This window comes from Mesorhizobium loti, assembly GCA_014189435.1.
GTDB classification, from domain to species: Bacteria; Pseudomonadota; Alphaproteobacteria; order Rhizobiales; family Rhizobiaceae; genus Mesorhizobium; species Mesorhizobium loti_G.
Genome location: CP050293.1, coordinates 1,412,655 through 1,437,538 on the forward strand (window position 1 = coordinate 1,412,655; position 24,884 = coordinate 1,437,538).

The 24,884-nt window shown below is 59.2% G+C and carries 25 protein-coding genes and 2 pseudogenes; 13 read left to right on the top strand and 14 right to left on the bottom strand.

The annotated features are described in order from the left end of the window. Positions 1–362: 362 nt before the first annotated feature. The gene (locus tag HB777_06840) at positions 363–614 is read left to right on the top strand and encodes a helix-turn-helix transcriptional regulator (GenBank protein QND68694.1); all 252 of its coding nucleotides are present in this window, start codon (positions 363–365) and stop codon (positions 612–614) included. After that, positions 614–964 carry a hypothetical protein gene (locus HB777_06845; GenBank protein QND63644.1) on the top strand — a complete coding sequence of 117 codons (351 nt, stop codon included), beginning with the start codon at positions 614–616 and terminating at the stop codon, positions 962–964. The genes HB777_06840 and HB777_06845 overlap by 1 nt, the downstream gene beginning before the upstream one ends. An 81-nt stretch (positions 965–1,045) precedes the next feature. Here the strand turns inward: HB777_06845 and HB777_06850 are convergent, their stop codons facing one another. Both HB777_06850 and HB777_06855 read right to left on the bottom strand, forming a co-directional pair. Beyond that, the gene (locus HB777_06850) at positions 1,046–1,627 is read right to left on the bottom strand and encodes a TetR/AcrR family transcriptional regulator (GenBank protein ID QND63645.1); all 582 of its coding nucleotides are present in this window, start codon (positions 1,625–1,627) and stop codon (positions 1,046–1,048) included. A gap of 295 nt (positions 1,628–1,922) precedes the next feature. Next, the gene (locus HB777_06855; GenBank protein QND63646.1) at positions 1,923–2,510 is read right to left on the bottom strand and encodes a DUF308 domain-containing protein; all 588 of its coding nucleotides are present in this window, start codon (positions 2,508–2,510) and stop codon (positions 1,923–1,925) included. Positions 2,511–2,926: 416 nt separating this feature from the next. Between HB777_06855 and HB777_06860 the strand changes: the two genes are divergently transcribed. Further along, the gene (locus tag HB777_06860) at positions 2,927–4,771 is read left to right on the top strand and encodes an ABC transporter ATP-binding protein/permease (protein ID QND68695.1); all 1,845 of its coding nucleotides are present in this window, start codon (positions 2,927–2,929) and stop codon (positions 4,769–4,771) included. 4 nt (positions 4,772–4,775) lie between these two features. Here the strand turns inward: HB777_06860 and HB777_06865 are convergent, their stop codons facing one another. From HB777_06865 to HB777_06880, 4 genes are all read right to left on the bottom strand, one after another. After that, entirely contained in the window at positions 4,776–5,777 is a 1,002-nt protein-coding gene (locus tag HB777_06865) for an aldo/keto reductase (protein ID QND63647.1), read from the bottom strand. Positions 5,778–5,835: 58 nt separating this feature from the next. Beyond that, on the bottom strand, positions 5,836–6,081 hold the full coding sequence (locus HB777_06870; GenBank protein QND68696.1) for a DUF982 domain-containing protein: 246 nt from the start codon (positions 6,079–6,081) through the stop codon (positions 5,836–5,838). A 151-nt stretch (positions 6,082–6,232) separates the two neighbouring features. Then, positions 6,233–6,529: a hypothetical protein gene (locus HB777_06875; protein QND63648.1), complete on the bottom strand. Its 297-nt coding sequence runs from the start codon at positions 6,527–6,529 to the stop codon at positions 6,233–6,235. Further along, positions 6,529–7,419, bottom strand: a complete 891-nt coding sequence (locus HB777_06880; GenBank protein ID QND63649.1) for a LysR family transcriptional regulator — start codon at positions 7,417–7,419, stop codon at positions 6,529–6,531. Before HB777_06880 ends, HB777_06875 begins: the two co-directional genes overlap by 1 nt. A gap of 103 nt (positions 7,420–7,522) precedes the next feature. On the opposite strand from HB777_06880, the gene HB777_06885 reads away from it, so the two are divergent. Further along, the gene (locus HB777_06885) at positions 7,523–8,392 is read left to right on the top strand and encodes an NmrA/HSCARG family protein (protein QND63650.1); all 870 of its coding nucleotides are present in this window, start codon (positions 7,523–7,525) and stop codon (positions 8,390–8,392) included. A 233-nt stretch (positions 8,393–8,625) separates the two neighbouring features. On the opposite strand, the gene HB777_06890 is transcribed toward HB777_06885, so the two are convergent. The 7 genes from HB777_06890 to HB777_06920 all read right to left on the bottom strand — a co-directional run bounded on the left by HB777_06890 (position 8,626) and on the right by HB777_06920 (position 16,352). Continuing rightward, positions 8,626–8,832, bottom strand: coding sequence for a hypothetical protein (locus tag HB777_06890; GenBank protein QND63651.1), 207 nt, complete (start codon positions 8,830–8,832; stop codon positions 8,626–8,628). Between the two features lie 633 nt (positions 8,833–9,465). Beyond that, on the bottom strand, positions 9,466–9,609 hold the full coding sequence (locus tag HB777_06895; protein QND63652.1) for a hypothetical protein: 144 nt from the start codon (positions 9,607–9,609) through the stop codon (positions 9,466–9,468). Positions 9,610–9,991: 382 nt separating this feature from the next. Further along, positions 9,992–10,276, bottom strand: a complete 285-nt coding sequence (locus tag HB777_06900; protein ID QND63653.1) for a hypothetical protein — start codon at positions 10,274–10,276, stop codon at positions 9,992–9,994. A gap of 87 nt (positions 10,277–10,363) precedes the next feature. Next, positions 10,364–12,574, bottom strand: a complete 2,211-nt coding sequence (locus tag HB777_06905; GenBank protein QND63654.1) for a hypothetical protein — start codon at positions 12,572–12,574, stop codon at positions 10,364–10,366. Further along, a complete protein-coding gene (locus HB777_06910) occupies positions 12,567–13,562 on the bottom strand; it encodes an AAA family ATPase (GenBank protein ID QND63655.1) in 996 nt (331 codons plus the stop codon). The genes HB777_06905 and HB777_06910 overlap by 8 nt, the downstream gene beginning before the upstream one ends. Then, positions 13,546–15,762: a transposase family protein gene (locus tag HB777_06915; GenBank protein ID QND63656.1), complete on the bottom strand. Its 2,217-nt coding sequence runs from the start codon at positions 15,760–15,762 to the stop codon at positions 13,546–13,548. The genes HB777_06910 and HB777_06915 overlap by 17 nt, the downstream gene beginning before the upstream one ends. Positions 15,763–15,797: 35 nt before the next feature. Continuing rightward, complete coding sequence (locus HB777_06920) at positions 15,798–16,352, bottom strand: hypothetical protein (GenBank protein QND63657.1); 555 nt, start codon at positions 16,350–16,352, stop codon at positions 15,798–15,800. Between the two features lie 609 nt (positions 16,353–16,961). On the opposite strand from HB777_06920, the gene HB777_06925 reads away from it, so the two are divergent. Next, the gene (locus HB777_06925; GenBank protein QND63658.1) at positions 16,962–17,669 is read left to right on the top strand and encodes a hypothetical protein; all 708 of its coding nucleotides are present in this window, start codon (positions 16,962–16,964) and stop codon (positions 17,667–17,669) included. Positions 17,670–17,691: 22 nt separating this feature from the next. After that, a complete protein-coding gene (locus HB777_06930) occupies positions 17,692–18,354 on the top strand; it encodes a hypothetical protein (GenBank protein QND63659.1) in 663 nt (220 codons plus the stop codon). On the opposite strand, the gene HB777_06935 is transcribed toward HB777_06930, so the two are convergent. Next, complete coding sequence (locus tag HB777_06935; protein ID QND63660.1) at positions 18,331–18,699, bottom strand: hypothetical protein; 369 nt, start codon at positions 18,697–18,699, stop codon at positions 18,331–18,333. The genes HB777_06930 and HB777_06935 overlap by 24 nt on opposite strands. A 61-nt stretch (positions 18,700–18,760) precedes the next feature. Here HB777_06935 and HB777_06940 point away from each other — a divergent pair. The 7 genes and pseudogenes from HB777_06940 (at position 18,761) to HB777_06970 (ending at position 24,653) form a co-directional block, all read left to right on the top strand. Beyond that, a pseudogene (locus HB777_06940) lies at positions 18,761–19,552 on the top strand (recombinase family protein). A 75-nt stretch (positions 19,553–19,627) separates the two neighbouring features. Then, a complete protein-coding gene (locus HB777_06945; GenBank protein ID QND63661.1) occupies positions 19,628–20,014 on the top strand; it encodes a transposase in 387 nt (128 codons plus the stop codon). Further along, positions 20,011–20,355, top strand: a complete 345-nt coding sequence (gene tnpB / locus HB777_06950; GenBank protein ID QND63662.1) for an IS66 family insertion sequence element accessory protein TnpB — start codon at positions 20,011–20,013, stop codon at positions 20,353–20,355. The genes HB777_06945 and tnpB overlap by 4 nt, the downstream gene beginning before the upstream one ends. A 76-nt stretch (positions 20,356–20,431) precedes the next feature. Continuing rightward, a complete protein-coding gene (locus HB777_06955; GenBank protein QND63663.1) occupies positions 20,432–22,072 on the top strand; it encodes an IS66 family transposase in 1,641 nt (546 codons plus the stop codon). A 6-nt stretch (positions 22,073–22,078) separates the two neighbouring features. Further along, positions 22,079–22,873: pseudogene (locus HB777_06960) on the top strand (recombinase family protein). Next, positions 22,873–23,766, top strand: coding sequence for a ParB N-terminal domain-containing protein (locus HB777_06965; GenBank protein QND63664.1), 894 nt, complete (start codon positions 22,873–22,875; stop codon positions 23,764–23,766). Before HB777_06960 ends, HB777_06965 begins: the two are co-directional and overlap by 1 nt. After that, complete coding sequence (locus HB777_06970; GenBank protein QND63665.1) at positions 23,763–24,653, top strand: ParB N-terminal domain-containing protein; 891 nt, start codon at positions 23,763–23,765, stop codon at positions 24,651–24,653. The genes HB777_06965 and HB777_06970 overlap by 4 nt, the downstream gene beginning before the upstream one ends. Positions 24,654–24,884 lie beyond the last annotated feature (231 nt).

The window sequence follows — 24,884 nt, forward strand, 5'->3', positions numbered from 1 at the left end:
TGCTCCCGCTCGGGATCAATGTTGCGGTTGTGAGCATCGGGGCGCGCTTCTGTTCCCGTACGGTAGCTAATCTTTCTAAATGGCGATCCCGATCGGTAGCAAATGGCTTGTATTTGGCCTCCGGGAAGATTATGTTCCCGCTCGGGATCAGGACCATGACCAAAACCACACAGATGCCGACGACCGTACCGCCAAACGCCATCGAGATTGCGCGCCACGCCGCGCGATCCGATCCCGCGGATGCCGGCATACAAGCCGGGTTCGCCGAACATGTGGGCAATGCACCGGGTGGGGGAAACGTCATCGTTCCTGTGACGAAGATCAAAGCCCTTGCGCCCGAAGTTCGGGTCGCGCTGCCTCGTATGCTCGGCTCCGATGCGCAGGGGCAGGCCGAGGCCGAACCTATCACCATCGCGTCGCCGGCTGACCTCGGCCGGCTGGTGCGTGCGGTGCGTGAGCGGCGGGATTTTTCGCAGCAGGCGTTCGCCGATCTCGCCGGGGTCGGCCGGCGCTTCCTGTCGGAGCTGGAGAACGGCAAGCCGACGTTGGAACTGGGCAAGGTGCTGAAGGTCACCAGTACCGCCGGCATTGTGCTCTTCGCCCGGGAACGCTGATGGATGCGCTGACACTCGACGGATTCAGCGAGCCGGTCGGCATCCTGGCGCGCGACGACAATGGCGGGGTCGCTTACGCCTACCGGCCTGACTATCGGCGCGGCGGACAAGCGCTGGGGATCGAAAGCGCTGCCGCGCGCAAACGTATTCGTGCCAGCCATACGGCCGACATTGCTGCATCCCTGGCACGGCAGCTCAACGGCCTCGACAAGCGGAACATGAAGCGCTTCGCCGATCTCATCGCGTCGAACATCGGCACGCTGACGGCGGCGTTCGGGCTGGCCGCGCCAGCGGCGGTGGAACAGCGGGACGCGTTTCTCGACCGAGCCGGCGGTTGGCTGATGAGTTGAGAGCCGGCCGGCCTCGCAAGGAGCGACAGCATTGCCCACTCCGCAAAAAGAGAGAAGGGCCGGCGCCGCCATTTGGCATCGTCAGCTGCGGATGCGACGAAAAAGGGTTTCCACGATCACGTTGAACCGCTCCGGGTCATCAAACGCCCGGGCGGCAAGCATGGCTCCGTAGACGGTCGCCATGAAAGCTTGCGCCTCGACCTTCGGGGACGCCTCGAGATGCAGTGTTCCTTGCGCTGCACCGAGCTCCAAAAGCCGTTCCAGCCATTTGCCGAGGTCGGTGAAATGACCGCGGACGGAAACTGCCACCTCTTCGGGCAGGCCGGGCAATTCGGCCGCCAGCACGGCAGCCAGGCAGAAGGGAGCGGACTGATCCTTGATACAGCGTTCCCAATACCCCGTATAAAACCGCAACTGATCCAGCGCGACCGGCGAGCCTTCCTCCAGCACCGCACTCTGGGCTCGGATACCAGCGCGCGCCTGTTCGACGACCGCTACGACCAAATCGACCTTGGAGGGGAAGTGATGGTGAATGCTGGCCTTGCGGATGCCAAAGCGCTCCGACAGGTCGGCATAGCTGAAGCCGTTGTAGCCAACACGCATGATCAGCTGGGCGGCTCCGCCAACCAGTTTGCCCGCAGTGTCACTCAATGCAGTGTTCATCGTCACCCTTCTGGTAGGCTCAGTTAGGAAATTTTGCCGATCCTCGCAAGTTTTGCCCGAGCCAGCGGAACAGGAGCGCGGCGTGACCGCCAATCTCTTTTGAAAGGAGATGCGCCGTCCTCCAGGAGGACGGCGCACCAGGCGTCGGCAGAAAACGACGTCAGGATATCGAACAGATCTTCAAGGAGCGCATCTAGAGCGGTTCACCGTTTCACGGAAACGGCGAACCGCTCTATCTCTTTGTTTTGACGCAATTCCGGACGGAAAACCGTTTCACACTTTTCCTGGAATTGCTCTAGCTGGCGATCCGCGGTGACTTGCGAAGCATATCGCTGACCGTCAGCCACACTGCCGACACCAGGAAATAGAAAGCGCCGAACGCAGCGTAGGGCGCGACATTCGTGATGCCGATCTCTTCAATGCCGCCGGCCATCTTCACAAAAAAGATGCCGGCCAGTGCCGATTGAGCGCCGCTCAAGATCATCGCCCACTGTGCGCCGTTGGTCTTCCAGCGCCGCAGCGCGGTGATCAGTTGAAACAGGCCGGACAGAGCAGCCCAGACGCCGTAGACCGCGAGCACTGCGTTCATGCTTTTGGTCAGCGCGACAGCGACCGCCACGGTGGCGAGCACGCTGATGACAAAATTCAGCAGCTGCGACTTGTTGCGGCTCAATCCGCCTGTGCGCTGGGCATCGACGATATTCGCAAGGGCATCCCAGGCAGGATACGCCACCAGCATGATCGCGGCCAACGGCGGCATGGTCCTGGCGAGGGTAAAGGCCAGTGCGACCCATGCCGCGGAAACGCCGAACCGGACAAAATAATAGCTTTTGAGCCATGTGTTGGAAGCTTGGGCGAGGGTGGCGGTGTTTTGAACAGGCATATCAGCTTTCCAATGTTGATTGATACGATATCTACCTACTAGAAGGTAGATAAGCTTTGGTCAACCGATTTTACCGTGCATCGAGTAAGTTTGGCTGAGGGCGAGGGCGGGCCGTGGCCAGAGGCCGTGGCGCCCCTGGGCGAGACTGCGCGGCACCGCAACGCCAGAAGAGCCGTGGCTGCCGGATCTCGATCGGACGTCATGCAACCTTTTGATTTTTAAGCCGTTACCGCCCTTATGTCAGGGGTTGAATCCAAGCCGAAACGGGCCGACGGCGCCAAACCACGCGGGGCTGGAAAATCGCGCCAAAAAAAGCATCGACTGTCGAAGCCGCGCTCGAGGCCGAAGGGCATGCCGCGCCCGAAGTCGACGGACAAGCCGCGCCGCCGCCGGATGCCGTCGATCCCGATCCGCAGCTGACGCCCGAGGAGGCCGAGCAGGCGCGCAAGAAATACCTGCTGACGCGTTTCTGGATCAGTGCACGCGGTTATTGGGGCCGCGGCGCCGACAGGCTCGCCTGGCCGTTCACAATCGGGGTGCTGCTGCTGATCTGCATCAACATCGGCTTCCAGTATGGGATCAATGTCTGGCACCGCTCGATTTTCGACGCCATTGAGCAGCGCAATGCCCGCACAGTCTATTTGCTCAGCGCCGTATTCGTGCCGCTCGTGCTCGGCAGCGGCAGCCTTGTCGTTGCACAAGTCTACCTGCGCATGACGATCCAGCGCCGCTGGCGTTCCTGGCTCACTACGGCGGTTATCGCGCGCTGGCTGGCAAACGGCCGCTACTACCAGCTGAACCTCGTCGGCGGCGACCACCAGAACCCCGAGGCCCGCATGACCGAGGATCTGCGCATCGCCACCGAGTCGCCCGTCGATTTCATCGCCGGTGTCCTCAACGCATTCCTGGTGGCCTCGACCTTCATCGTGGTGCTGTGGACGATCGGCGGCGCGCTCACCCTGCCGATCGGAGGGTCGAGCATCACCGTTCCCGGCTTCCTGGTCATCACGGCGGTAATCTATGCCGCCATCACCTCCACCTCGATGGTGGTCGTCGGCCGCAATTTCGTCCGCCTTTCCGAGCGGAAGAACCAGGCGGAGGCCGAACTGCGCTACACGCTGACGCGCGTGCGCGAAAACGGCGAGAGCATCGCCTTGCTGGGCGGCGAGGAGGAGGAGCGCAGCGGCATCGACAGGAATTTCGGCCATGTGCTGAGGCAATGGGCGCTGCTGACCGGCCAGCACATGCGCACCGCGCTGGTGTCGCAGGGGTCGAGCCTGTTTGCACCGGTCGTGCCGATTTTGCTTTGCGCGCCGAAATTTCTAGAAGGCTCGATGTCGCTCGGACAGGTCATGCAGGCTGCCTCCGCCTTTGGCATCGTGCAAGGCGCGTTCGGATGGCTGGTCGACAACTACCCGCGCCTTGCCGACTGGAACGCCTCCGCGCGGCGCATCGCCTCGCTGATGATGTCGCTCGACGGGCTCGAGCGCGCCGAGCTGAGCGATGCGCTCGGACGCATCAACCGAGGCGAAACCGAAGACGGCGCGATGCTCAGCCTCGACAATCTCTCCGTGACGCTGGATGACGGCACCGCCGTGGTCAAGGAGACCGAGGTTGCGATCAAGCCGGGTGAGCGGGTGCTGGTGGCGGGCGAATCCGGCTCAGGCAAGTCGACGCTGGTGCGGGCCATTGCGGGCCTGTGGCCGTGGGGCGGCGGCGGCGTCAATTTCCACGCCGGCAGGCATCTGTTCATGCTGCCGCAACGCCCCTACATCCCCTCGGGCACGCTTCGCCGCGCGGTCGCATATCCCGCGGCGGCGGATAAGTGGACGATCAAACAGATCAAGGCCGTCCTCGACAAGGTGGGCCTTGCTTATCTTGCCGACAGGATCAAGGAAGAAGCGCCATGGGACCAGACGCTGTCGGGCGGCGAAAAGCAACGCCTCGCCTTCGCACGCCTGCTGCTGCATCGCCCCGACATTGTCGTGCTGGATGAAGCGACCTCGGCACTCGACGAGAAGAGCCAGGACAAGATGATGGAGACGGTGATCCACGAATTGCCTGAGGTCACCATCATCAGCGTGGCGCATCGCGCCGAGCTGGAGGCCTTCCATAGCCGCAAGATCACATTGGAGCGGCGCAAGGGCGGGGCAAAGCTCGTCAGCGATGTCGATCTCGCCCAGCGCAAGGGCAAGCGCAACCTGCTCCGGCGCGCCCTGTGGGGCTCCGGCGCGCGCAAACGAAAGGCAACACGACCTTGAGCTGCTACCGGTCGACCATCGCCATGGCGCGCTCGGTGTAGCGCGGGCCGGAGATATTTCCCGGCGCCAGCGCCTCGTCGAGCGCGGCCATCTCGGCGGCGTCGAGTTTCAGCGATGCGGCGGCGACATTTTCCTCCAGATATCTGATCCGCTTGGTGCCGGGGATCGGCACGATGTCGACGCCGAAGCCGTTGCCCTTCGCCAGCAGCCAGGCCAGTGCGATCTGTCCGGGCTTGACACCCAGGGCTGTCGCGATGTCGCGCACCTTGGCCGCCGCCTCGACATTGGCATCGTAGTTTTCGCCCTGGTAGCGCGGGTCGTTGCGGCGGTAATCGCCCTCGGGGTAGTCTTCCGCGCGCTTGACCTCGCCGGTGAGAAAACCGCGGCCGAGCGGCGAGAACGGCACCAGGCCGATGCCGAGTTCACCGAGCAGCGGGATGATCTCCGGCTCCAGATTGCGCTCCCACAGTGAGTACTCGCTCTGCACCGCCGACACCGGATACACGGCATGCGCCCGGCGGATGTTGGCGGAACCGGCCTCCGACAGGCCGAAGAAGCGCACCTTGCCTTGCGCGACAAGCTTGCCGACGGCGCCCGCGACATCCTCCATCGGCACCGCTGGGTCGACGCGGTGCTGGTAGAGAAGGTCGATATGGTCGGTGGCGAGCCGGACGAGCGAGGCTTCCACGGCCTCGCGAATGTGCTCAGGCCGGCTGTCGGTTCCGACCTGCTTGCCGTTTTCGATGCGGAAGCCGAATTTGGTGGCGATGGTCACCTGGTCGCGCTTGCCCTTCAGCGCCCGGCCGAGCAGGGCCTCGTTCATATACGGGCCATAGACCTCGGCGGTGTCGAGGAAGGTGCAGCCGAGCTCGATGGCGCGGTGCAGCGTGGCGATGGATTCGGCCTCGTCGGCCGGGCCGTAGGACTGGCTCATGCCCATGCAGCCGAGGCCGATGGCCGAGACTTTTAGCCCCTGACTGCCGAGCTTGTGTGTTTTCAGGGTCATTGATGCGCTCTCCGGCGGGTGCAGGAACTATGGCATTGGCCGATTTTGTCCACACGCCTTACTCGACAAGGATGTGGGCTTCACGCGCCGCTTCGACAAGCGCCGACCTGGCAATATCGGCGGTAACTTCGCCGCCCGTCGCCCGGTGGCAGGCGCGCAATGCCGATTGGTGTTTCGGACTGCCGGCGTCACGCCAATGTGTGGTGAGCAATTCAATGGCTTGCTGTGTATTGGACAGATGGCGGATGGAACCGGTGATACCGACAGACACCGCCACGGGTTTGGAGAACCATGCAGTTTGCATCGGAACCTCGACTGGGCTGAAGCGATTAACGCCTTTGGCCGCGCAAGGTTTCATCAACGCCAATCACGCTGGCGTGAGAGTTCCCACACATGCGTTCTCCTCCGAACCATTGCATCGAGGGACGCTGGGCTGTCCGCCTTTATGCGATCACTCACATGTGTGAGGCGACGTCGCGGGTGGACGGTGGTTTGGGCTTGTGTGCCGCGGGTTGCCTCGTCGCTTGCGGGGCGGGGCGGGGCGCGGCCTTGACCATGGTCACGGTGTCGGGCGCTTGCGCCTTGCGGCGCTTGAGCCAGTTGGACGACAGGTCGGCAAGGAGACTGCGCAGGTCTTTCACGACGTCCTCCTCTTGTAAGGCGACAGGATAATTTCCGTCTTCCCAACTTGTTCCGGCGGAGAAACCGTTCCACCAGAAAAAGGTTTCTTGCCGGCGAAAGCGGTCGGGCATCACCTGCCGATATAGGCGGCCAGTTCATCCGGCGTCCCATTTGGGAAGGCCTGTTTCAGAAAGTCCAAAAACGCCGACACGCGCGCACTGAGCAGCCGGCGAGATGGGTAGAGCGTCCATAGAGAAATCTCGGGGCCGTCGATATCGCCCCAATTCACCAGTGTACCGTCAGCCAGGTCGTGGGCCACCAACGAAATGGGAAGCCGTCCTGCGCCAACGCCGGCTCGCACCGCATCCCGGACCATGATGAGCGTTGACAAAACGAGGACGGGCTCGATTGTAATTGTTGACCGGCCACCCGGTGTCTTCACGTGCCATGTTTGCGGTTCGCCTGCCCCTCGCGCAACGCCAGGGGCGGCGCGCTGACCGGTCGTGCGAGGAAGGTCGGGGCTCGCCACGACAATCAGACGGTCGCGGAGAAACGCCCGTCCGACCAGGCTTTCGTCGGGATCTGGATTGACCCGGATTACCAGGTCGTAGCCTTCCTCGATCATGTCGACAGGCCGGTCCTCGGTCGTCACCTCAAGCCTCACCTCCGGATATCTGAGGGCAAACCCGGCAGCGATCCTCCCCATTGCGGTCTGCGAAAAATGCAAAGGTGCGCTGATCCGCAATCTGCCCTTGGGTCTCTGACCGCCCGAGGCAATCGCCGCAGCCGTCTCGTCCAGTTCGGCAAGCAACGCCCCCGTCCGCTCGAAGAGCGCCCGTCCTTCTTCGGTGAGCTTCAGGTTACGCGCACCCCGTTCAAACAGGCGCAGATCAAGACTGCTTTCCAAGTCTCCAACGCGCCGGGACAGCGTTGCCTTGGGCCGGCCGGTGGCCCTTGCCGCTTTGCCGAAGCCACCATGGCGGGCAACGAGATTGAAATCGGCCAGCGCAAGAAGATCCATGAGTGTTCCACCAGTGGGACGGTGCGTCCAAAATATCCGTCTATTGGACTCTTTGTGAGCCACTCATATTGGGCCTGTCAAGCATCCCAACAGGAGAAATACCATGACCATTCTCGTTACCGGCGCCACAGGCAATGTTGGCCGCCAAGTCGTCGAACACCTCGTCAAGCGAGGCGCTGATGTCCGTGCTCTCGTGCGCGATCCGTCGAAAGCCAGCTTCCCGGCAGGTGTAACCGTCGTGCAAGGCGACTTTCTCAACATCGATTCGCTGCGCAAGGCCATGTCAGGCGTCTCCACCCTGTTCCTCTTGAACGCCGTGGTGCCGGACGAATTCACCCAGGCTTTGATCGCGCTGAACGTCGCCCGATCGGCCGGCATCGAACGGATCGTCTATCTTTCGGTGCTCCACGCCGACGTCTATGTGAACGTGCCGCATTTCGCGGGTAAGTTCGGCGTCGAGCGAATGATCGAGCAGATGGATTTCAAGGCTACGATCTTGCGCCCCGCCTACTTCATCCAGAACGATCTGATGATCGAAGACGTCATCACCGGCTACGGCACCTACACAATGCCGATCGGCGCCAAGGGTCTCGCCATGATCGACGTGCGCGATATCGCCGAGATCGCCGCCCTTGAGCTGTTGCGCCGCGAACGGTCCGCTGAGCCGCTTGCGCTCGACCGGATCAACCTCGTCGGTCCGCAGACACTGACCGGGACGGATATAGCCGCCATCTGGTCAGACGTGCTCGCCCGCCCGATCAGCTACGGCGGCGACAACACCGAAGGTTTCGAGCAAAATCTCAAGCAGTTCTTGCCTGCCTGGATGGCGTACGACATGCGCCTGATGGGCGAGCGGTTCTTGACCGACGGGATGCTGCCTGACGCTGGCGACGTCGAGCGCCTGACTGCGCTTCTGGGCCGCCCATTGCGCCCATATCGCGACTTCGCCTCGCAAATCTCTGCCTCCGCCTGACGGAAGCGCAGCAGCCATCCGATTGCGCGCTCAGGTGTAGGGGTCTCGAACTCAAAGCCCGCGACGCCCGCTCGTTCCTTGCGACGTTGTGGAGGAAGCCTGTCGACGCTGAAGCGGACCCGCGAACTGCTCGCACAGGGAAAGCTCACCAGAAACACAAGCAACAGGGCACCTCTTCAAGAGGTGCCCTGCCTTGCGCGGGACAAATGACATGCCGGGACCTGCTCTGGCCCCTATAGAATGTTGGTGGTCACCTCGACGACGATCGCGGCACCTTCCAAGCTGCCGTTGGTCACATGCACGACACGCGACACCCGCAGATCCTGCGCATTTCCGTTGATCGACAGGGAAACGCTTTCGCCGATCCGGGGAACCGCCTGGAAAACGGCATCTGTGGCTTCCGGCCGGTTGTCGATCGATATGCGGCAGTTGACGGTCATGAGATGTCTCCTGTGTCGGCCCCGGTCGTCAACGCAGGGTCGGCGAAATGGTTTCAGGAGGCCGGATGCAACTTAATGGCGCCCGGATACGTAGAGCAGGAATTGCTCCATTGTTCATCGTAGCGGGGCAGAAGGCTCGCCGGGGTGGCGTTGGGGCTGTCCCGGCGAGCTTGATCCTAGTTGCCATCGGCGTTGCGCCTCTGCTCACTCCGTCGTTCGCGGCACCAGATAGCTCGTCGTAACGCCTTCCCCAAATCCTCGCGTGACCACGACCGTGGTGTAGTCTGCGGGCAATGAAGCAGTGACGGTCGGATCGAGCGACCGGCACCTTCCGACAATTTCCCCATTGGGCGAGCTTGTCAGCCTGTCAGCTAGAGATGCCCGGCATTGATCGAGCGAGGCATAGAGTGTCGGCGCCATATCGACGGGCTTGCATATTGACGCTTCTCCCGGGGTGCAGGAAAGCAAAAGCATCACTGCCTGGGTTGCCGGATCCATTCTTTGAGCTCCCATGTTGAACGAGCCTCAACGTGGAAATGCGACCTTGGTTTCGCTGTTGCTAAAATATGGATTTGTCTTCGCGTGGCAGGCTCATGGACTCGAAACCACCGTTCATGCGCTTCGGGCGGGATTTTACTGAGGTGGGAGGGGCACGCGCTTTGGCGACCGCAATTCGCCGGCCATTTTTGCAGCCTGGAAAATTGTCATCAAAACCAGGATTGGCTCACCCTCGGTCGGGTTGATGGTCAGGACCACACGTCCAAGCTCGTCGCTCATGCCGCAAGACCAGTCCTTAACCGCAATCACCTGTCTCGCGGCCATATCCGCTCCACCCCTTCAAGCCGACAACAGCTCAGATGATGGTACTGCTGCAACGGAGATACAAGCATGTGCTAATGGGCGCGATTGAACCTGTCTCCCTGGAGACGTCAGGGGGTCTTCGCCCGGCAAATGATCCATCCGGTCCGCGGTCGAGGCCGCAAGCGCCTGGATTGCTTGTCGGGCGACGAAGAAGGCTGGACCATAACTCTTGAAAAAATAAGGCCTTACAGCTACTTGCGTCACCTTGCTTGGACCGTCTTCGACAAACTTGGTTGGACTCCGCCCGTTTGCCGCCACAGAAATCTGGACTCGAGAAGCGCGGTTTGAACAGCAGCCCCTATCGAACTGCGTAGGGCGAGATCGTCTCGAAGGCGTGTTTGATCTGCGGTCGCAGAACTTCAATATACTGCATGAAGTGGTGCTGAAGATGTGGATTGTCCGCCTCAGCATGTTGTTTTTCGAGAGCGTGAAGCTGCTCCAGCAATTCCGCATGTCGAATCCGAGCGGACACGATTTTGTTGCGCATGAGCCGGGTAATCCCGACAAGTCGGGCCGGGTCGAGCGACACCAGACGAGATTTCAAATGATCGAGATTTCGCTCGATCGCTACCGTTTCGTGCATCTTCTATCTTCCGATCTGTTGCAAATAGGAATTTACACCTATCATTCTATGCGTCGGAAGTCAAGAAAAACGCTGTAACGGCTCACTTCAGCGGCGGCCTAACACCGCCCTGATTGATAACACACGCGACTCAATCCAACTAAAGACGGACGGGTCGAAACCGGCCATCTGGGGCAACCGATGTTCCTCCGCAAGCGCAGCATTGCCGTCTTGCAATGTGGTGACGTGAGCTTGTGGCCAGACCCCGACAAGCTCCTCCACACTACCCCTTAAAACGCGCTGGCTGCGCACACCTTTGAACGGAAGGACCAATCTCACTGTGTCGTTGTCGGCTCCAAGTTCTACGGACAATCGAACCTTGCCGCCCATCCCGGTCAGGAACGCGTAGGAATAACCCGGAACCCATTCCAGGTGATGTGCGAACTCCGAACGGAGTATGGCTCTCTGCAAGCCGTCGAAGAATATGCCGGCATTGCCCTGTTGGAGAGGCCCTCCAATAACGGCTTCTACATCGCGCCGTTTGAGGAAGCAGGCCCCGGCTTGTTTGCGGTCAAAATGGATAGGTACTCCCATGTCGCGCAATTTTCGGGCGGCTTTCGCCGTGGCGCAGCCAAGTTGGACCGCGACGGCTTTGGCGGTGACGTGGTGACTTGCGAACGCCTCGACGGAAGCCTGGGCTACAGATGAAATCCGTTTGTTGGTCACAATGTGTTCGAGTGCGCCAATCCGGGCAAGCTTTGCTATCACATGCGGCGGCACCGACATGAGAGACGCAGCCTTTGCCAGAGTAAGGTATCCTGGCGGTGCAAGTTTGCGCCTGACAATAAATCGAGCCGTTCGGCCGCTCTTCCACGCTGGCGGTGGCGGCACAAGGCGCAACTTGGAGAGACCGCAGCCTCCTTCCGACAACCCACTCACACCGACTTTGCCGTCAAGCACCAGTTTCACCGCCTTGGGGTACGAACAAAGCGCCTTTGCCCGAAACTGATCCAGGGTGAGCCCTTCGCAAATATTTGGAATGCCTGTGTGCCTCGAAAGGGCGCGTGATACGAGCTGTTCGAGTACCTTCCGTTCGTACAAAGATCTTGATCTGGATGACATGCCGAACACAGCGTTGACCAAGCCCGATTTGCAGAGAAGAGCGAGTTGCTTCGGGGTCACTCCTAAAATGCTCGCCGCCTCCTTCGGCGAACATAGAAGTTTTGCCTTTCGAGTAATGGCATCGACCGAGACATCATGCGATTGCGCGACACCCGAGCGAGGCTCCTTGTCGGGATTCCACGAGGCGATCTTAAGCAATTCCGCACGGGACAAACCGAGCCGCGCCGCTGCCGCTGCGGTGTTGCGCTCAACTTGAGAAGGAGGAAATTTGCGGCGCAAGCGCCTGCACGCCCCGTACTCGACGACAAGGCGGTCGATGCAGTTTCGCAGCGGTGCAATGCCTTGCTCGTGAATTTTGTTCGTCTTTGCCGAATGCAGCCAACCGAGAACCTTCGGAGTATCTGTACAAGTGAGCTTGCCTGAAACCAGGTAGGGAGTTGAACAAAGGTACTGTTCGCAGAGATCCTCGATCGATAGGCCGTTGGCAAGGAACTCAAAGCCGCGTTCAACTGCGGTCTGCTTTGCTTCGAGCCAGCCGCGCTTCGGTAGCGCCTTGCGCCAGCCGTACAGCAAAACATTTCCGATTACGATGCAGAGGTAAATTGCATCATCGAGTTCAAGTCTATCAAGTTGCAGAACATGGAAGGGCTCACCCACGCCGAGCCGGCCACCAAGATAGCGGCTGAAAGCTCCAGCCGAGCTTACAATAGGCTTCTCATTGATCTCTGGGGACGGTTCATAACGTCCCCATGCCCAGATCATACCGTTCTTGTCAGAGCGCAGTTCAAGATCGTGAAGAGGGCAGTAACGTGAAACCACAAGGTCGAACCAAAATCGATGATGGGAAGACTCCTTGATGCACCGCGGACAATACCTGCGATGTGTGATCGACCAATCGCGCCGAAATCTAAGCCGCTCGCCGCGAACAAAGACGACTGTTTCAGCCAAATGCGGGGTTGAATTGCGGAGGATGTCGAGCCCGAGGATGGGAAGCTCCTCACAGAAGCTCAGCATTTCCTGAGGTTTTATGTTCCGCCCATTGAGTCCTAGAGCCATAGCAAAGGGCCGGATTGATATCTGGCCGTTGAGCGCTGCCAATCTCAAAAAGAAGCCGTGTGCCGGTTCATCAACGAGGGGCTCAATGCCCCAGCGGCTGACAGCCGGCACCCGTATTCCTGAACCGACACGGTCAAGCATGGGCAACGCTCCGCTTGGAAAGCGCGTGCTGCGCAGATGACAGAGGCAATTCACTTTGCTCTGTCGGTCTCTGGCTCCAATCATCGACGAACGGATTGAAGATCGTCTTCGGTGGCTTGATCGCGCTGTAAGCCATCGCAAGATGTTCGAACGTCACGTGCTCGCAGCCGTCGTTGATCGCCAAACATCCGGCTTGGAACAAAAAGTTCTTCAGCTTGCCGATAATTCCGTCGGAAACCCAATGAAGCCGCTGTGCGACCGAGGCTACGCCCAGGCCTGACTTCTCCTGGAAAGGCATGCCCTCGTCGAACTTTTCACACAGGAGTCGAAACGACATCCGTTCCTCCTGGCTGTCCCATGTGTAGGGATGGAGGTGGGCATGCTGCAGTCCGCCGCGTCCAACGAGTTGCTCGTCGTTTGCCAAAATCTCATACGTCTCTGGCAAGCCAATGCAGACGATATTCAGAGTATCGAGATTGAGAATCTTGCGAAGCAAACGCTTCACGTCGACCGCCAACCGAACATTCCTGCTGTCGCAAACGTCTTGGAACTCATCAAAGATCAAAAGTTGGACCTGATGATATTTTAGCCCCTCAAGGATGTTAATCGTCAGCAAGGCGTTATTCATGCGTGGGGAGTGTAGCATTCCCAAAGCGTTGGCGAGGTTCTCCAGCACGGGCCTTAGGCCTCCAGTCGGTGCCGTTTCAACCAAAAGGACTGGTAAGATCATTCCCTTTTCGCCTGTTACAGGCGGGAAGTGCCGCGCATACGCCGAGGCCGCAAAGGATTTACCAGTCCTGCTATCTCCCACTATCGCGGACACGCACCCCGTGTCGTGAACGCCGCCTTTGACCGGCATGTGAAATCGAGATAGAGCGTCCATCCCCTCGGCGAGACGGTCATGATTGATGATCAGCTTCTTGAGGATTGCCTGCCGCTCGGCAGCAGGCAGTTGTGCGGCTCTTAGCCGGTCAGATGTGTCGTCCATCCGATACGCTCCACGCTTTACGCTTCTTGAACTCTTCCAGATCGTCGATGTCGTCGGCTGACTTGCCGCTCGAGACGGAAGGGAGACTTCCGAAGGTCGGAATGGTGCCGGTCGCTTCGCTGTCTTGCTGTGCCGTCAGCGGGTCCATGGCCGGATGTTGAGCGGGGAGTGACGATGCAGGCGGTCGTGAAATCTCCCCGAACGGCAGGTCTGACCCAAGGAAGTCGGACGCACTAGTGTCCGGCACGGTGACGATTTTGCTAGCCAAACGGTACGCTGCCTCCTTCTGCAGAAAGCGCGCGAGCTTCTTCTGGACTGTCTTTGGACGTTTGCCGAGGAGGCGCGTGACCAAGTCGGCCAATTCAGCGCGAACGCGCATGAGAGTCTTGATGTCGACGTTTCCGCGCGCTTGCTCGCCCGCCCGAGCGAGAATGACGCGATGCTGGTGCAGTGTTACGCTCGATGCGTATTCCTGATGGGCAGCCGTCGCCGGAACGTTGATGATCTCGCCAGCGTGGTGATTGACCAGACTGATCTCTGCCAACCGATAAGGGTCGCGCACGACCTTGTATTTGGTTGAGGAGCCTCCTTCTCGCCTTAGGCCATGCCTCGGGTCTGTCAACGCCGCTGACAGTTGAGGCCCCTCGTATTTGATGCAGTCCCACGCTATCCCATCTCGCTGTATAGTGCGGTAGGCCGTGTCCCCTGCTAGCGACGTAAACAAATCGCGGTTGGGTGGCAGTGATGCCGGGCTTTTTGCAGCAAGCTCGGTCCACACCCTTGAGGGAATGTCGCCGTGCCCGCGGATGAATCCCAGGCCTTTCGTTGGGCGTTGATGATAGTCGTCACAGATCCAAGCTGTGACGAGCCCTTCAAGCTCAGGCAGCGTCAATGTCGCATCGCCGAGATTTTCATGGTCCCGACGAGCGAGAACGTGTTCCAACGTCGTCCCTGGCAATAGGTGTACAAGGCCCACTCCCATAGATCGGAAGAACCTTTCCAACGCTCCTTTCATCCACGGGGACCGTGGAGGCAGTCGCTCGATGTTGATTCCGAGTTCACGACCCGCTTCGGCTATGTTGTTGCCGACTAGATGGAAGGCGTTATCCACCCAGAGGTTCTCAATTCGCCCGTAGCATGGCCAAGCGTTGATTATTCCGGGAACTCCGTCCAGTGACTTTGGATAGGTCGCGTGCCGCAATCCTTCGAGGAACGAAGTGTAACTAGGCGATTCGAAGCCGATCGAGAAACCGGCGATCATGGCAGTCGCGCGGTCGCGGAATACGACCAAGTCTGGACGGCCGAAGATACACCCACCTTCATCGACGATGATCAAGTCAAGGGTGCAGTGATCGACTTCGACATCCTCGTAGGGCCTTGCCGGCCGCGGACGCGTTGAAAAGGTACGGTTGTTGTTGGCGGCGAAATGCGGTCCGCGCTTGTAGTAGTCGCGTGTATACCGGTCGACGGCATCACACCGCCGCTCAAAGGTCCTCTTGGAGGGAGGCAAAAGTCCGCCATCCGACGCGACTAGATTCGACGGCAAAGCGCTCTTGTCCAACGACGCGCCGAATGTCTCGTCAAACTCACGGACAGCTTCGCAGACTTTCGCGTAAGCCATAGATTTTGGCATGCGGCTGACGGAGAGCCAGGCTTCTATCCCACTGTCGACGGCGTTCTCCTGCCAACTCGGCAGGCGTGTTCCACGTCCGCCCTTGAGATAGTGGCGGTCAGAATAGGCAGCAGTGCCAAAGTGCTGTCCAAACTGCTCCGCTTCGTCGAGCCAAGAGAGAACTGTCGTGAACCCGGGCGCTTTCTCGCTACGTCGCGACGCTACTTCCGCGATGACAGGCTTAAGTATCGATCTCGACCGCCGTAGATGGTCGCCAAGTCTGCGGCATTCCTCGACGTAGGCATGCTTTCGAAGGTTCTGTCGGTGGTTTGTCTCACTTGTCAACAACGGCGACGGGGGAATGGGAGCCGACTTGAGACCCGCAGCCATCCGCTCGACCACGAAGTCCCCTGACGACATGAGGTTGCCGATCTGAGCGTCCGTCAGCAGCGCCGGGCTGGCGTTCTGCCGGTCAATCAAAACCCACTGGTCTCCTAGGCGCTGCTGTACGAAATATCGGCGGTCATGGATCTTGATCTCGGAGAAGAGCGGGATTTCGAAAGCTCGCGCCCCATCCGGTGCGTGCACCCCAGATTCCGTTCTGCGGGTCTCCGTTCTCCCACTCATCGAGCAAGCGCCTCAGAGAAGAGAGATCCTTCGCTCATTTGCTGCGCCAGATCGAACTGAGCCTTGCCCCGGTAAACCAGCGCCATAATCGTGGCGAAGACCGACGCTTTCGGCGCCGGCATGACGCGATAAAATTCTCCGAGCGTGTGTGGGCGAAGTCGGATTGCATCGCCAAGGCGCAGTGCCAGGTCAGGGTCGTCGGCTCCGCGTGCGCGGCTGACGATGATTTTACAGTTCGAAAGTCTCGGCTCCTTGCGGATCTCGAACTCCGTCAGCACGCAGAACCGGACACCGTGATCATACCAATATGCGTCGCGGATCAGATGCTCCTTCTCAGCCCAGTTCGCCTTTGCCCGGAGGGCCGCTGCCTTTCCCTCAATCACCACGATCTCGCCGGAAATCGTTCGGGCGACGATGTCTGGAGTGTAAGTGCGCCGTTGGAAATGGCCATGCTCCGCAGGAGCGAAGTAAATGAGTGAGTGCGCCTCAAGCACGAAACTCTCAAATGAGGGGTCCGCTTCCAGCAGGGTGTGGAGATCTCGCTCCAGCAACGATCCATGCTGACGAGAACCCAACAGCTTTGATGCGCAAGACATTCCAACGATCAATCCGCGGCGACTAAACCTCACAGGCTGGCGCATTCGGAATGGGGCCTCACAAAGCCCGAAATATTCTGGCGTGATCGATGATCGCGGCCGCATTCAAGCCTCCTATTGGTTTGCCGTCTCCGCACCTTGTTGCTTGGCGGCGGGTGATTTTTCGCGGATTAAAATCCTTATCCGGGCGCTGTCAAATCATTTTGGCAGGTTTGCCTTTTAAAAATCGATGTAAAGTAATTCTGGACAAGCGATGTAGTCTGTAAATATCATTGCGTTAACCAAGTAACGTTATCGTTAACGAAAATTTATACTTGCGATACCGCATAAATATGGTAAGAGTCCGTCCGACAAGATGGATTGATTGAATGGAAACTCACTTTCATGGATGTCGTTTGCGGGGGTCAGCAGTTGGCCGCCTGCCTTGGCGCCCGCAATTGACTGGGGTGAGCATCGGGGCGCTGTGGGGACACTTATGCCGATCGAGACTGCGCGGAAAAAACTGACACCCAGAATTGACCCACCACGATTGAAAAGGCCGTACTAATGAATGCATACGCAATCTTGCCAAATCTGCAGCTGGTGACCTTCGAGTCTAACCAGGAGTTCTTCCAGTATTATCTATCCTTGGGGCCTTCTGTGGCTTCCAACGAGATTCCTTATGAGGATGGAAGGTTTATCCAACATTTCGAGAATACTTTCGGTCGGCATCGTCTTTCTGACATAACCGAAATCGACTCGAATACCCTGGATGACTGGGCTAAATCAGGCATCCGGTTTATGCCGGAAGGCAAAAGGCTGCCTCGCTCCTCCGATGTCGCGCGGCTCTGCGCCATCCGCGATATGTTGGCGCTCGATATTCCGCTCCTTCACGCAGCGAACATCGCCGGGAAGGTTTCCCACTGCATCCTGTATCATGCGTTGCGGCGGTCGGCGTCGCTCACTCGCGTGATTAAAGAGTCTGAAACAGGAAGGTTTCGAACAGTTACTTCAAACTTGGGAACCGACGAAACCATTCTACGACGCACCTTTGTAGAATCGACCGCCAAGTTCGCGGTTATCAAGCCGGCAAACCTTGCGGTTAAACTCAAGAGGCGGATTTCGGATGACGAGCATGTGAGGGGCGCCGTCCTGGATCTCGATTCCGCCGGGAAACGGCTTGCCGAGCGGGCAGGCGGCTTCCTCGCACAGATGGCGATCCGCTTGCCCATGCGACGCGCCTCCGAGTCACACGATTTGGCATCGATGATCGGCTTGCCGACGCTGCAATAATTTCAACATAAGGAGTACGCTCATGTGTGAAGGCGTTATTGAAAACGAGTTTGTAGAGTTCGACCGCGTGGAGATCGCACGTCTGGCCGGGGTAGACGAGGCTCAACTTGAGCAGTGGGTAGATCAGAAAGTGGTGGTAGCGCAAAAGAACGTATACGCGCTGATCGACGCGGCGGCAGCGGCGGCACTAGCCAAGGTTGGTGTCCGCGACAGATACCTCTTGCGCTTCACAAAACTGGTGTCAGAGCACCTTGTGTTCCACCTGTTCGACATCTGCCCAAAGGCCATCGCGACCAAGAGGCAAGGAGCGCGCGGGAAGTTGGTCCGTGCACCTCGTCATATGGGCATTTCGGCAGATGTGTTCGCGGCGTCTTTCGATCACGAACCGTATCGATTTGCGTTGCTTCAGTATGGCCTGTGCATTCAGCTCGCCGGTCGGGCACAGTCGCGATTTCCAGATGGTTCGCGCGGCCACGCCACGCTGGACTTCCGGAAGATTGCTAGAGCCATCGCAGAAAGGTTGCGGCAGCCCCTGGTTGTTTCGGTATTCCGCCCGGCGGCGCGGACGCGCGAAGCCGGTAGCGAAGCGGGTTCGACAACTTTGGTTAAGATTGAAATCGGAAGAAAGGCAGACCGGTCCAGGGGAGCGTCATACGGCGCATCAGACTTCACTGTCGTTGGATGACAGGGCTTCGACGATTGCGGTGGCTCGAATAAGGGCTGTGCGTGCGGCCGAGAGTTCAATTGCCAATTCGAATCCGTGTCGATCGGCCAGCCGCATGACTGTCCTCATTACCGCCGTCGAGTTCCTGGCCAGCAGAATCAAGTGCAAACCTCCAGGGCCATGGTCTCCGTTCAACCAATGCCTCGCACTACGGTCGCTGGCACCCGTCCAAAACATCACGGTTTTCGTCGCTAACCGGCTGGTGCCGACCTCAGATGCCAATGCTTTGGCGATAGCTGCTGCATAGACTGTTTCGGTTGCGGGAACGGATCCTTCGGGAAATTTATTGCCGCTTTTCGGAAACATCTTTCCGGCTCCTTGCTCTAAATTACTCCCAGCTTCCTGCATCTTTCGCACGTGGCCCGAAATGGTAATCAATTGGAACCAGACGGGTGCGAACGAAGCCGGGCACCCGCGATCGAGGATACGAGCTGCCCAGTACGTTCGCATGTCGACCGAGCACCAGAAGTATTCGACCGACAACCAGGCGTCGGCAATACAACGTTACGCCGACGCGCGCGGCTTTGAAATCGTCCGGACTTACGCGGACGAGGGCAAAAGCGGCCTACGTCTTGTCGGAAGGGATGCCTTGCAGTCTCTCTTGGGCGATATCGAAAGCGGTCGCGCGGACTATGCAGCAATCCTTGTCTATGACGTGAGCCGATGGGGTCGGTTCCAGGACCCCGACGAAGCGGCCGCGATCGAGCTTAGATGCAAGCACGCGGGGATTCGCGTGCACTACTGCGCTGAGCAGTTCGAAAACGACGGGAGCATCGGCTCTTCCATCGTGAAGACAGTAAAGCGGGCGATGGCGGGTGAATACAGCCGTGAGCTCTCCGTGAAAGTTTTCGCAGGCCAGGCTCATCTAATCCGGCTTGGATTTCGGCAAGGCGGCACCGCCGGGTACGGGTTACGCCGGGTTCTTGTCGATCAGAACCAAAATCGAAAAGCAGAGCTCGTGCGAGGCGAACAAAAAAGCATCGCGACCGATCGGGTCATCCTGGTCCTTGGCCCGAAACATGAGGTCGATACCGTACGAGAGGTCTATCGCAAGTTCGTAACCGAAGATCGCACCGAGCGAGAAATTGCCGACATTTTGAACGCCCGCGGCGTCTTGTCAGACCTTGGGCGACCTTGGACCAGGGGGACGGTGCACCGTAAGCGCGTAGGCATCCCCACGTAGCGTGCAGGCGGTTGATCGCTCATTTTCAGCATGAATCATGCGGAGAATCCTATGAGCGACAGTATGAGCCATCATCGAACATTCGAGATTTTGACGGCGGAGCCTGTGCCGTCCCGACGCAAGCCGCGCCATCGGTCGGACGAAGAGAAGGCACGGCTTGTCGCCGAAGCGTTCTCGCCAGGGGGCAATGTCTCGGCGGTTGCGCGTTCCGAGGGGCTGGACCCCTCGCAGCTCTATGCGTGGCGCCGCAAGGCGCTTTCGTCGGGCATGGTTGCGCCACTGACGGAGGGAGCGAGCAAGCCGGCGAAGTTCACGCGCTTTGAAGCGGTGGGCAGCGACACGGTGGAAATCGTCATTGGCGACGCAGTGGTGCGCGCCGGCGGCGATGTCGATCCCGATCGCCTGGCGAGGATCATCCGCGCGGTTCGTAAGGCATGATCGCTTCCGGTGTGGTGGTTTACGTGTCGTGCCAGCCGGTCGACTTCCGCAAGGGCGCGGCATCTTTGATGGCGCTGGTCAGGGATGGCGGCCTGGACCCATTCTCGGGGGCACTTCACGTATTCCGTTCGAAGCGTGCGGACCGGGTTCGCATCGTGTGGTGGGACGGCAGCGGGGTTTGTCTTTATTCGAAGACTCTGGAAGATCACAGCTTCTGCTGGCCGGGGATATCGGCCGCGCGCATGCGTCTCGACCACGCCCAGTTGATGGCGCTTCTGGCCGGACTGGACTGGAAAAAGATTCGTCCGGCCAGGGTCAGGCGGCCGTTATCGACGGGCTGAAACCGGCCTGCGGCAAGATGAATCATGCGGCTGGAACGGTTGGGAAAGCGGCTGTTTTTGTGCTCTGTTGCTTGCCATGGTTCTACCGGGTCTTGCCCTTCCCGACGACGTTGATGCGCTGAAGGCGATGATCCTTTCCATGGCTCGCGAGCAGGCTGCAAGCGAGGCCCGGATCGCAGTCGCCGACGCTCGGATCGCAGCATCTGAGGCGGAGGTCGCCCGGCTGAAAGCTGTCGAGAAAAGCGCCAGCGAGCGGATCGCCAATCTCACGTCAATCCTGAAAGTTTTACAGCGCACGCAACATGGCACGCGTTCCGAGCGGCTACGCCTGGCCATCGACGACGAGCAGGCCTCCTTTGCCTTCGAAGAGGTCGAGACCGGCCTTTCGGAAATCCGGAGCGAACTCGACCGCGCGGTCGGGAACAAGCCGAAGCGCGCCCCGCGTCCGCGCAAGGGCTTTGCTGCCCACCTCGAACGCATCGAGGAGGTCGTCGAGCCGGAAATCCCGGCCGACTGCGAGGGGCTTGAAAAGGTTCTGATCGGCGAGGATCGATCCGAGCGGCTGGACGTCGTGCCGCCGAAGTTCCAGGTCATCGTCACGCGCCGTCCCAAATACGCCTTCCGGGGCCGTGACGGCGTGGTCCAGGCTCTGGCGCCGGCGCACATCATCGAAAGCGGCCTGCCGACGGAGCGGCTGCTCGCCTATATCGCCGTCTCCAAATACGCCGACGGCCTCCCGCTTTATCGGCAGGAGGCGATCTATCTGCGCGACGGCGTCGAGATCAGCCGGTCGTTGATGGCGCAATGGATGGGGCATCTGGGCTTCGAGCTGCAGATGCTTGCTGATTACATACTGGAGCGCATCAAGGAGGGCGAAAGGGTCTTCGCCGACGAGACGACCTTGCCCACCCTTGCCCCTGGTTCCGGGAAAACCACGAAAGCCTGGTTGTGGGCCTACGCACGGGATGACCGACCCTATGGCGGAACCAGTCCGCCAATGGTTGCCTATCGTTTTGAAGACAGCAGAGGTGCGGATTGCGTGGCGCGCCACCTCGCCGGATTCAGCGGTATCCTGCAAGTGGATGGCTACTCGGCCTATACCAACCTGGTCAAGGCACGGGCCAAAGCCGGCAGCAATGAAACAATCCGGCTCGCCGGGTGCTGGGCTCACCTGCGGCGCAAATTCTACGACCTGCACATCAGCGGGGTCTCGCAGGCCGCGACGGATTCGATCATCGCCATGACCGAATTGTGGAAGGTCGAGGACGAGGTTCGCGGCAAGGATGCCGGAAGCCGCGCCGCGCTGCGTCAGGAAAAGTCCGTGGCCATTGTCGCGAGCCTCTTCGATCTATGGGAAGCGGAACTGGGCAAGGTCTCCGGAAAATCCAAGACCGCCGAGGCGATCCGCTACGCGCTCACCCGGCGGGAGGCGCTGGAACGCTTTCTGATGGACGGTCGCATCGAAATCGACTCCAATATCGTCGAGCGTGCAATCAGGCCCCAGACGATCACGCGAAAGAATAGTCTATTCGCCGGCAGCCACGGCGGTGGACGAACCTGGGCGACGGTAGCCACCTTGCTGCAAACCTGCAAAATGAACAGCGTCGATCCGCTCGACTGGCTCTCGCAGACCTTGACCCGCATCGCTCAAGGCTGGCCGGCATCCGAAATCGAAATGCTCATGCCTTGGAACTTTAGGCCTGACGTTATCGGCTGACCGCTTACGGTGCACCAGCTCCTGATCAATGAGAAATACATCGGGAACAACGTGTGGGGCCGCACGTCCTTCAAGCTGAAGCAGTCGCATGTCCGAAATCCTGAGGACGCTTGGATACGAGCCGACGAGGTGTTCGAACCGATCGTAGACAAGGAGTCCTTCAGCCAGGCGCAAGCCATCATCGGAGCAAGGTCTGAGCGGCTGTCGGACGAGACCATGCTGAACCTCCTCGCCGCAATCCTGGCCAAGAACGGTTACCTGTCTGGTATCATTATCGACGAGGCAGAGGACTGCCCCTCGAGCAGCTCGTATCTATCGCGCTTCGGCAGTCTGCTTCGCGCCTATGCTCTCATCGGATTCGTTCCGGATCACGACTATCGATATCTGGAGATAAACCGCGCCCTGCGAAGAATGCATCCTTATGTGATGGCCGAAGTGATCGAGGGAATCAGGGCGGCCGGGGGAACTGTGGAACAGCAATCATCAACGGACATGCTGACGGTGAACCACGAGTTCAATGCATGCATTGTGATCGTCAGATGCTTCCATACTGGGGCGGGTTCGCTTCGATGGAAGCTGCGGTTGGATACGGCGCTGAACCCAGATTTGACGGTCGCAATACGCATGGATTCAAATAATGCGCAGCCGCGAGACTATTATCTGCTTCCCCGTTTGGACATGCACACGGCCGTCTTGCGTCTTTGCGAGCACAACGGGCTATCCCTCGATGCATACCGTTTCGAGACGCTCGAAACCTTTTATGCGATGTCACAACGAACCCCCATAGAGGAGGCGGCCTAATGGCGGCGATGCCAGCGCAGCGGGTCGAGATGATCCCCATCGACAGGATTGCGATCGTCAATCCCAGAATACGCAACAAGCGAATCTTTAGGGATATCGTCGACAACATCTCCGAGATCGGCCTGAAACGGCCGATAACAGTTGCCCGTCGGCCCGAGGCGGGGGGACCTTACTACGATCTGGTTTGCGGACAGGGTAGGCTGGAGGCTTACAAGGCACTTGGCCAATTGGAGGTCCCCGCCCTTGTAGTCACAGCCGATCCAGAAGACTGTCTGGTAGCGAGCCTGGTCGAGAATTGCGCTCGTCGGAAACACCAGGCGATCGATCTTCTCAATGATATCGGCCGGATGAAGCAGCAAGGGCATCCGATCGCTGACATCGCGAGGAAAACAGGACTTACGGCGGAATACGTTCATGCAGTGGTCAGACTTCTCGAGAATGGCGAGCAGCGCCTTCTACGTGCGGTCGAGTCTGGTCAGATCCCCTTCAGCGTCGCGCTCGACATAGCGGAGGCAGACGATCAGGATGTCCAGGCCGCACTCCAGAACGCCTATGAGAAGAACCTGCTTCGCGGCCGAAAACTCCTTGCGGCGAAACGGCTTGTGGAGCAACGGCGCGTTCAGGGCAAGCGGCTGAAGAGCAATCCCCATTTGAAGCCAAGGAAGTTGTCGACCGAGGCTCTCGTCCGTGCTTATCAACAAGACACGGACAGGAAACGTCTGCTGATCAGACGTGCGCAGGCGGCGAGCAACCGTCTCATTTTTATCGCTGAAGCTCTGCGAAGGCTGCTGAACGATGAAGGTTTCCGGGACCTCCTCACCAAGGAGGGACTAACGACCTTGCCTAAGAATTTGGCGCAGCGTCTAGATCGCTTGGAGGCCTCAACCCCATGAGCGCAGCAGCAAAAATAGCTCTCGTGAAAATCGCGTTCGAAACAGCCAGTCTCCGTATTTCGATCGATGAGATACTGCCTCTTCGGCAAATCACACCATCGGTACTGAAGTCAGTGAAGTATGCCCAGATCGCGGCTTCAATTGCCGAAGTCGGCATCATCGAACCCCCGGTGGTGGTTAGGGACAGCACGGACAGAAATCGCTTCCACTTGCTTGACGGCCATATCCGGGTCGACATCCTGCGAGCGCGTGGTGAGACCGAAGTTGTGTGCCTGGTGGCCACAGAAGACGAGGCGTTCACATACAACAAGCGAATCAGCCGGATAGCCATCATCCAAGAACACAAAATGATCCTGAAGGCCATTGAGAAAGGCGTGTCGGAAGAGCGGCTCGCGCGGGCATTGAATGTCAACATAACCAGCATCCGCCACAAACGCAGTCTGCTGGAGGGCATCTGTCCGGAAGTCGTGGACTTGCTTAAGGACAAACACGTGCCGATCAACACGTTCGGAGAGTTGAAAAAACTGAAATCAATCAGGCAAATCGAGGCGGCCGAGCTGATGATCGCGATGAACAAGTACTCGATCAGCTATGCGAAGTCCTTGGTGGCAGCGACTCCTGTGAGCCAGTTGGTACGGGGCAACAAGACGGTAAAGGGCCTAAGCCAACAGCAGATCGACATGATGGAGGGTGAATCGGCCACGCTCGACCGTGAGTTCAAAGCGATTGAGCAGGACTACGGAAGCGATCACCTGGATGTCATCCTCGCGACCGGCTATGTGACCCGCCTACTCGAAAACGCGAAGGTAGTGCGGCACCTGGCACACCGTCATCCTGACATTCTTGCGGAGTTCCAGAAGATCGCGGAAGTGCAGAAGGCAGCATGACCCGACTGGAACCTGCGCTGATCCGTCTGAAGGCGATAATGTTTCAGTCGACCTAGAGTCGTCGAACTGGTAGGCGGCGTAGTGCACGATGGTCGCCGCCGGGACATCGAGCCGCATTATGCCCTTTCGTACAAACGTCCGCAAAACAAGCCTGCCTCGGAATATTTCTGTACGGCGCGGCAATCAACCTGGAAGGAGCGTCAATCAGGATGGGAGCGTCGCCAGGGACGT

What these genes read in the sequence shown, in the direction of transcription:
- HB777_06895 (QND63652.1), bottom strand. Translation starts at nt 9,609, where the DNA reads ATGAGCGACGAGCTTGGACGTGTGGTCCTGACCATCAACCCGACCGAG.
- HB777_06935 (QND63660.1), bottom strand. Translation starts at nt 18,699, where the DNA reads ATGTTTCCGAAAAGCGGCAATAAATTTCCCGAAGGATCCGTTCCCGCA.
- HB777_06850 (QND63645.1), bottom strand. Translation starts at nt 1,627, where the DNA reads ATGAACACTGCATTGAGTGACACTGCGGGCAAACTGGTTGGCGGAGCC.
- tnpB (QND63662.1), top strand. Translation starts at nt 20,011, where the DNA reads ATGATCGCTTCCGGTGTGGTGGTTTACGTGTCGTGCCAGCCGGTCGAC.
- HB777_06845 (QND63644.1), top strand. Translation starts at nt 614, where the DNA reads ATGGATGCGCTGACACTCGACGGATTCAGCGAGCCGGTCGGCATCCTG.
- HB777_06905 (QND63654.1), bottom strand. Translation starts at nt 12,574, where the DNA reads ATGCTTGACCGTGTCGGTTCAGGAATACGGGTGCCGGCTGTCAGCCGC.
- HB777_06865 (QND63647.1), bottom strand. Translation starts at nt 5,777, where the DNA reads ATGACCCTGAAAACACACAAGCTCGGCAGTCAGGGGCTAAAAGTCTCG.
- HB777_06965 (QND63664.1), top strand. Translation starts at nt 22,873, where the DNA reads ATGGCGGCGATGCCAGCGCAGCGGGTCGAGATGATCCCCATCGACAGG.
- HB777_06855 (QND63646.1), bottom strand. Translation starts at nt 2,510, where the DNA reads ATGCCTGTTCAAAACACCGCCACCCTCGCCCAAGCTTCCAACACATGG.
- HB777_06885 (QND63650.1), top strand. Translation starts at nt 7,523, where the DNA reads ATGACCATTCTCGTTACCGGCGCCACAGGCAATGTTGGCCGCCAAGTC.
- HB777_06930 (QND63659.1), top strand. Translation starts at nt 17,692, where the DNA reads ATGTGTGAAGGCGTTATTGAAAACGAGTTTGTAGAGTTCGACCGCGTG.
- HB777_06890 (QND63651.1), bottom strand. Translation starts at nt 8,832, where the DNA reads ATGACCGTCAACTGCCGCATATCGATCGACAACCGGCCGGAAGCCACA.
- HB777_06880 (QND63649.1), bottom strand. Translation starts at nt 7,419, where the DNA reads ATGGATCTTCTTGCGCTGGCCGATTTCAATCTCGTTGCCCGCCATGGT.
- HB777_06945 (QND63661.1), top strand. Translation starts at nt 19,628, where the DNA reads ATGAGCGACAGTATGAGCCATCATCGAACATTCGAGATTTTGACGGCG.
- HB777_06970 (QND63665.1), top strand. Translation starts at nt 23,763, where the DNA reads ATGAGCGCAGCAGCAAAAATAGCTCTCGTGAAAATCGCGTTCGAAACA.
- HB777_06900 (QND63653.1), bottom strand. Translation starts at nt 10,276, where the DNA reads ATGCACGAAACGGTAGCGATCGAGCGAAATCTCGATCATTTGAAATCT.
- HB777_06840 (QND68694.1), top strand. Translation starts at nt 363, where the DNA reads ATGCTCGGCTCCGATGCGCAGGGGCAGGCCGAGGCCGAACCTATCACC.
- HB777_06875 (QND63648.1), bottom strand. Translation starts at nt 6,529, where the DNA reads ATGCCCGACCGCTTTCGCCGGCAAGAAACCTTTTTCTGGTGGAACGGT.
- HB777_06910 (QND63655.1), bottom strand. Translation starts at nt 13,562, where the DNA reads ATGGACGACACATCTGACCGGCTAAGAGCCGCACAACTGCCTGCTGCC.
- HB777_06955 (QND63663.1), top strand. Translation starts at nt 20,432, where the DNA reads ATGGTTCTACCGGGTCTTGCCCTTCCCGACGACGTTGATGCGCTGAAG.
- HB777_06870 (QND68696.1), bottom strand. Translation starts at nt 6,081, where the DNA reads ATGCAAACTGCATGGTTCTCCAAACCCGTGGCGGTGTCTGTCGGTATC.